We start from the raw sequence: 6,110 nt of genomic DNA, 5'->3' as shown, positions 1-6,110 counted from the left end.
TACGAGCGCAAGCCCGAGCACTTCCTCGCCTTCACAGCCATCGCCACCAGCCTCATCAACTACCGGCGGCTCACCAAGTGAAACGAGGTCTAAGCGAGCGGCCAAACGCCTCTCAGACACCGACGGTCCTGGGCCGCCGGCTGCCCCGCTGGCCCTGTTTCCGCACCGCGCACTGAACTGGTGTGCATACGCGCGTTGCAGGTGTTCGTGCAGCAGCGGGCTGGCCGGGCCTGTCCTGAATCTTCAGCCCGTCATCCGGTGCAGCCGCTGGCTGTCTCGATCCTGCCGCCGCCGTTGGTGGTGAGCTGGCCGGGGTTTGTGGTGCCGTGCATGGTGAGGGTGTCCCCGCCGAGCTGGATGCTGTCACCGGCTGGCGACATGTTGATGATGCGGCCCTGTTCGTCCTTGTTGTAGCTCTTCAGCTGCAGCCTGCCGTCATTGAAGAACACGCCGACGTACGGCCGGGACCAGTCGGGGAGCCAGGCGACGTTGTTGAGTACCACTCTGCCTGGCGTCTGGCCGTAGCAGCCGACATAGAGACGGTGGGTATGAAGCCCGAACCAGGAGTTGTCGTCGCCCAGAGTGAGCGTGGCATCGCCCCAGCGGACAGTCCTCAGCTCATTTCCGATTCCCGTCCCATTACCGGTTCCCGGTCCTTCGATGCCCGTCAGCGGATGGTGATTGAACTGATCGATCTCCATGACCACGCCCCAGTGCAGCGGCGTGGCTCCGTTTTTCCAGTGCACACCGGACCCGCTCCAGCCGTCATTAGCGAAACCGGGTGCCGCGGTGCCCAATACCAGGGCGCCGGTTGCCGCCGCAAGAATGGCGGCACGTGGGGAAAGCGACGGGATACGCACTGCTGGTACTCCTGAAGGCGTGACGGGGCCGGGCTGCCCCGCTGCGGGGCTGAGCGGGCAGGGTGCGCTCAAGCATGGACGGCAGGGCCTGGCCATGAAATCCACCATGCGGCCCATTCAGCGAGCTGCCCGGACCTGGCCGGCCGGCCGGCCAGGTGTTTCCGGCGTGGGGCTGCCTGCCTGCCCGCACCAGGCAGGCAGCTCCACCACTCAAGTGGCGGACTGTCCGGCGGCGGCCATGCAGCCCGAATGCCGGGCCCCGCACACCGGATCCTGCCCGCATGCCCGGTGCCGTGGCCGGGGTGCCGGACGCGGTGCGTCCTGGCCAGCACCGGTCCGCGGCAGGTCAGCGCCGCCCGGGTCCCGGGGTAGGCGCCGTGCTGCTCATAGCCGGGCGCATCAGCGGGAGAGCAGCAACCACGGACCGGACGGCGTCCGCCGGCTGGGCGAAGCGGACACCGCTCAGCGCCGCCGCAGCCGGCGCGCACCTGTCCGGCGGCGGCCTGCCTGCCCTGAACGCCCCCGCACCACCGCCCAGCAGGCGTGGCCGCCCCTGCCGCCCGGCGGCCGTGGTCACCGGCCCCGCCCGCGGCCCCGGCACGAGCCCGGCCGTGGACGGGAACCGCGCCGGCTGCAGCGGAACTTCTTCAAGTACTGCAACACCGCAGCGCTGCGCAGGAACCGCACGGGGGCGCGGGCTCGTTACAGGATCTGCCGGCGGAAGCACCCCGGTGCGCCCCGGCAAGGTGCGCGGCGCCGTGCCCCGGCCTGGATGCTGTGTGACGGCAGCTGAATACAGGAGCAGGAACGCAGCCAGCGCCGGGGGCGCCCGCTCCCAGCAGACACCCGGCTCGGGGAATGAGAGCCGCCCGCGCGGCCGGGGCGGGTGCAGTCAGGCCTGCCCGTTCCCCCCACTGCGCTCCGTGCCTTCCACGGCTGCCGGCACCAAGGCCGCACGGCTGCCGGATACTGCATGTCCAGCGCACCGCCGGGCAGTTCCGGTCCCGGCGGATGCCAGAAAACGGTGACCGCCCCCCATTTTGCGCTCGCGCCCTGACTGCCCGCGACGGGCCGGCAGACAGGGGGCCCCTCGGATACCGGCACCGCGCCCGTGCCTGCGTATTACGCGTGCCGGGCAGAGCTTCGCGCGGCCGCCGGGTCAGCTGTTCCCCGGCTTCTCCCGGTGGCAGGACCGGGAGAACGGGGGAAGCTGTCGTGCGCGGCCTGGCCGCTGTGCGGCGTAGAGTGGGTGTACGGGGGATGCTTCCCCCAGCGGGCCCCGCTCCAGCGTTGTCGTCGTCCACACGCGCCCGGGCGGGGCTCTTTCGGGCCGGGCTCAACTGGGCCTGTCCAGCCGTGATTCTGCTGCCCGGCTCCGGCCTGGCGCAGCGGGCAGAAGCCGCCCCCGTGATCCTGCAGGGCCGCTGTGCGGGATCCGCCAGGTCGGGCCCCGGGCGGTGGTTTTCCCGGCCGTCCGGGACAGCCGGGGCGCGGACCTGGCGGCGTATGCGGTGTGGCTGTGAGGTCTGTGCCCGCCCGCTGCCTGAGCGCAGCGCGGAAGCGGAGGAGCGGACGGCGGCGGCATCGGTGTACTTGCGCGGGGTGAGGGCCGGGGCGCGGCCCCGGGTCCTGCTGGCCGGGGCCGCGACGGCGGTGGGCTGCCGGCGCGGCCGGCCTTTCAGGCGGGTATGCAGCTGGCCAGGGCGTTCACCGGCTCGCATACCCCCCGGCAGATGGCGGCAGGAGGGCAGCCTGCAGTTCCGGGACGGCCTGCCGCGGGATCCCCCGCCCCGCCGGGAAGCCGGCGGGCAGGCAAGGCGCCGCCGGTATCCGGTCCGGGGCAGGATCGCCGCTGCAGCGGCGCCGCGCGGGTCCGACTGGGTTGTGCACCGGTTCCGGACGCAGAATCCCGCTGCTGCCTGCGGGGGTGGCTGGGGTGCGTCGGATATTCCCGGGGGCGGCTGCCGGGTGAGGGCCTGCGGCGGGGTGCTGCTGCGGGCGGCCGGGCCGGGGGCCTGGTGGCCGGCTGGCTGTGCCAGGGGCCGGGGGCGGCTGGCTTTCGGGGCCCCCGCGGGTTCATCCGTGGTGTCATCCGGCTGCTGCTTGGCCGCGGTGTCCCTCTGTCCGTATTTTTCTGGGATGGATTCCAGGGCAGAAGATATTCGGGCGGATATGCCTCTGAGTGATGCGGTGGACTGGTACCTGGGGTCTCTGGGCTTCTGCCCGGACCGGCAGAAAAGCGTGCTCCACAAACTCGCCCGGAACTTTCCCGGCCGCCGGTTCGCAGACCTCACTACACGGGATGTGGCGCAGTTTCTTTACGGATCCCGGTCATGTCCGGGCGGGATAGCGGCGGGCAAAAGCGCCGCTGCTGTGGCGGGCTACCGCTCGTGCCTGCGGGGTTTCCTGGACTACGGGCTGAAAACGGGCTGGTCGCGGACCCCGGTCATCGTCATGAGACCGGTGGGCATGAACGAGCACCTGCTCAGGGTGAGGATGGAGCTGTACTGAGCTTCCGGCCGCAACTGCAGCCAGCATCGCAGCGGACAGCTGGCAAAGCGCCGGGCCCCGCGCCCGGCCGCCGGCGCCTTCAGCCGGGCGCAGGCGCCGCTCTGCCTGCTGCCGGGGCCGGTGAGGCTGTCCGGCGCTCCTGGCTTACCGGCGGTGGTGCCGCCCGTAAGCGGGCGGGTGGGTGTACTGCCTAGGCAGAGGGCGCCAGCAGGGCCCGGGATCCGGCGCGGGGAATGCCCGGGCTGCTCAAGGACTGTGCAGGCGGTTCCTGTCCGCGGATCCGCCGCCCGTCTCTGCTGTCCCGCGTATCCGGCTGGTGAGGCCACGGCCACTTTTCCTGGGCGCATGGGCGGGACCGGGGTGTATGGGCCGGCGGCGCCGTGGTCCCCCGCGCAGGCCGATCGGGGGGTGCGGCCTGCGCGGCGTGTATGGCTGGATGGTGAGGCAGCTACTTCTGTCATTTCCGACGTTTGATGATTGTGAGGGCCCATGCGCAGCAGCCTCCGGATTCCAGCCGTATTTCTCTCGTCAGAGGGCCGGCGCCGGGCTGCCCTGGCGCTTACCGGCACCGCTCTGATCGCCAGCCTGTCCGTCACCGGCGCAGCGGCGGCGACGGCGGAAGATGACCCGGGACGGGTGAAGAGCCAGCAGGCGGCCGCCCCGCAGACCGCCGGGACCGGGGGCAAGAGCGGCCTGGTTTCCTCGGAGATCAGCCTGCCCGGCAGGGCTGTCACGAGCACCGCTGACCCTATCTTGGTCGGGGACTACCCGGACTCTGTCGGGCTCACTCCTGACGGCAGGTATGCGTACGTCACAAATGCCCTGGGCGGCACTGTCAGCGTCATTGACACCGCTGCGCAGAAGACCGTAGGGGACCCGATCAAGGTCGGCGGCATGCCGGTCTGGGTTGTGGTAGACGCGGCCCACAAGCGGGCTTATGTGTCCAATAATGCTGACAATACTGTTTCGGTGATCGACACGGAGACCCGGCGCGTGGTGGGGGAGCCCCTCAGGGTCGGGAAAAGCCCCATGGGGCTGGAAATAGTCCAGTCCCCGGTTCACAGCGCTCTCTACGTCGCGAATATGGATGACAACACTGTCTCCGTCATCGACACCGGGAAGCTGGAAGTGACCGGCCAGCCTGTCCCCGTCGGGAAGGCGCCCATGGCCCTGGCGGCAGCTCCCGATCTCTCCGCGGTGTATGTGTCCAACTCGGCGGACAGCTCCGTGTCGGTCATCGACACCCGTACGCAGACGGCAGCCCCTGAGGCCCTGCCTGCGGGCTCCAGCCCCGCCGGCATGGACGTCACGTCAGACGGCAGGCGTCTTGCTGTGGCCAACTCCGGAGACGACACGGTCACCCTGATCGATGTGGCATCCGGCGAGGAAACGGACCGTATCCCCACAGGGCCGCAGCCGTTCGACGTCGCTCTCGCCCACGATGACTCCTCCCTCTACGCCACCAACAGCGCAGGGAACACGGTCACCGCAGCAGACCTCACAGATCCCGCGCGGCCCACCTCAGCGGTCAGCGTGGGGAGCTTTCCCTACGGAATCGCCCTGACCCCCCAGGGCTCCCTCTATGTGGCCAACGCCGGCTCCGACAGTGTTTCCCATATCGCGGGCGCCTCCCCCCAGGCAGGCCCGAGCAGGACGCCCATCGCCATGACGCTGCAGGGCGACGGACTGAACGTGCACCGGGAAACCTCCGGATTCTACGATCTGGTCCGCCTCTCGGCAGCAGAGCCTTCCGTGTCCTTCGACTACATCGACTGCCAGGACGGCACCTTCGCGCTCAAGGCACGCGACTCCGGAAAGTATCTCTCGTTCTATGAGCAGCTTTCGAGGCATCTGACCATCAACAGGGACGCCCTGGGGCCGTGGGAGAAGTTCACCTACACCTCGGCCGGCGGCACGATGCAGATACGCTCCGCCCACACCGGGGAGCCGGTGCAGTACGCCCCGCAGTCACAGGACCAGAAGAACTATCTCTTCCTCAACGGCGGCGGGATCTGGAAGACCGCGGAATTCACCGCCGCCGCCGCCGCAAACTGAACCTCCTTCAGCCTGCCCCCGGAGCCTTCCTCATCCGCAGCTGCGGCGGGCGGGCCTGGCCGGCTGCTGACGCGTAAGGAACATGCGGGGCATCTTCCACGGCCGGCCAGGCCGCCGCAGACTGGCCTGCCGGCACGGAAGATGCCCCGCACTCCCACGCCGCGCACAGCTCGCGAAGTTGCTGTCATCGTGCGAACGGCCTGGCCGGAACTCCGGTGATGCCAGGTGAGCCGTCAGCCCGCCTGCAGGCAGCAAAGCTCCGCTGCCCTGTGCGCCTGCCCTGCCCCGTGCTTGCTCTGCGGACGCAACTGCATCCCGCGCCGCCGGGACCGCACCATTCCTGCCGGGGACAGCAAGGCCCGCTGCCTGTGCACCGCGAAGCCCAGCCAGCCGGCTCTGCAGACCCGGTGCCGGCCTCTGCCCTGGCAGCAGGCCACCGTGCCAGCTGAGCCGCATCAAAGGCCGCGGCCGCCAAGAGCGGTGGCGCCCAGGTCCTGAGCTCTCCACATGCCCCCAGACGCCCAGGCCCACCCGCACCGCACAGGCACAGCAGCGGGCAAGTGGACCCGCCGGCCCTCTGCGTTATCACCCCCGTTATGTTCTTCGCGGTCCTGCAATGGGGCTGCTGGCCTGCGGGCCCGGCATGACTGTTGCCCCCTGTCGAACGGATGACCTGGGGGGTGG

The 6,110-nt window shown here is 70.2% G+C and carries 3 protein-coding genes; 2 read left to right on the top strand and 1 reads right to left on the bottom strand.

What is annotated here, in order from left to right:
• Positions 1–251 precede the first annotated feature (251 nt).
• The gene (locus tag ACFZBD_RS35020; protein ID WP_391147758.1) at positions 252–860 is read right to left on the bottom strand and encodes a hypothetical protein; all 609 of its coding nucleotides are present in this window, start codon (positions 858–860) and stop codon (positions 252–254) included.
• Positions 861–2,999: 2,139 nt separating this feature from the next.
• On the opposite strand from ACFZBD_RS35020, the gene ACFZBD_RS35015 reads away from it, so the two are divergent.
• Positions 3,000–3,371 (top strand): hypothetical protein, encoded by a 372-nt coding sequence (locus ACFZBD_RS35015; RefSeq protein ID WP_391147755.1) that lies wholly within the window; start codon positions 3,000–3,002, stop codon positions 3,369–3,371.
• A gap of 489 nt (positions 3,372–3,860) precedes the next feature.
• Entirely contained in the window at positions 3,861–5,426 is a 1,566-nt protein-coding gene (locus tag ACFZBD_RS35010; protein WP_391147753.1) for a beta-propeller fold lactonase family protein, read from the top strand.
• Positions 5,427–6,110 lie beyond the last annotated feature (684 nt).

It is taken from the genome of Streptomyces sp. NPDC008121 (genome assembly GCF_042957155.1).
Classification (GTDB): Bacteria; Actinomycetota; Actinomycetes; order Streptomycetales; family Streptomycetaceae; genus Streptomyces.
The sequence above is the reverse complement of the archived record's forward strand: the minus strand, read 5'-3'. Positions and strand labels throughout refer to the sequence as shown.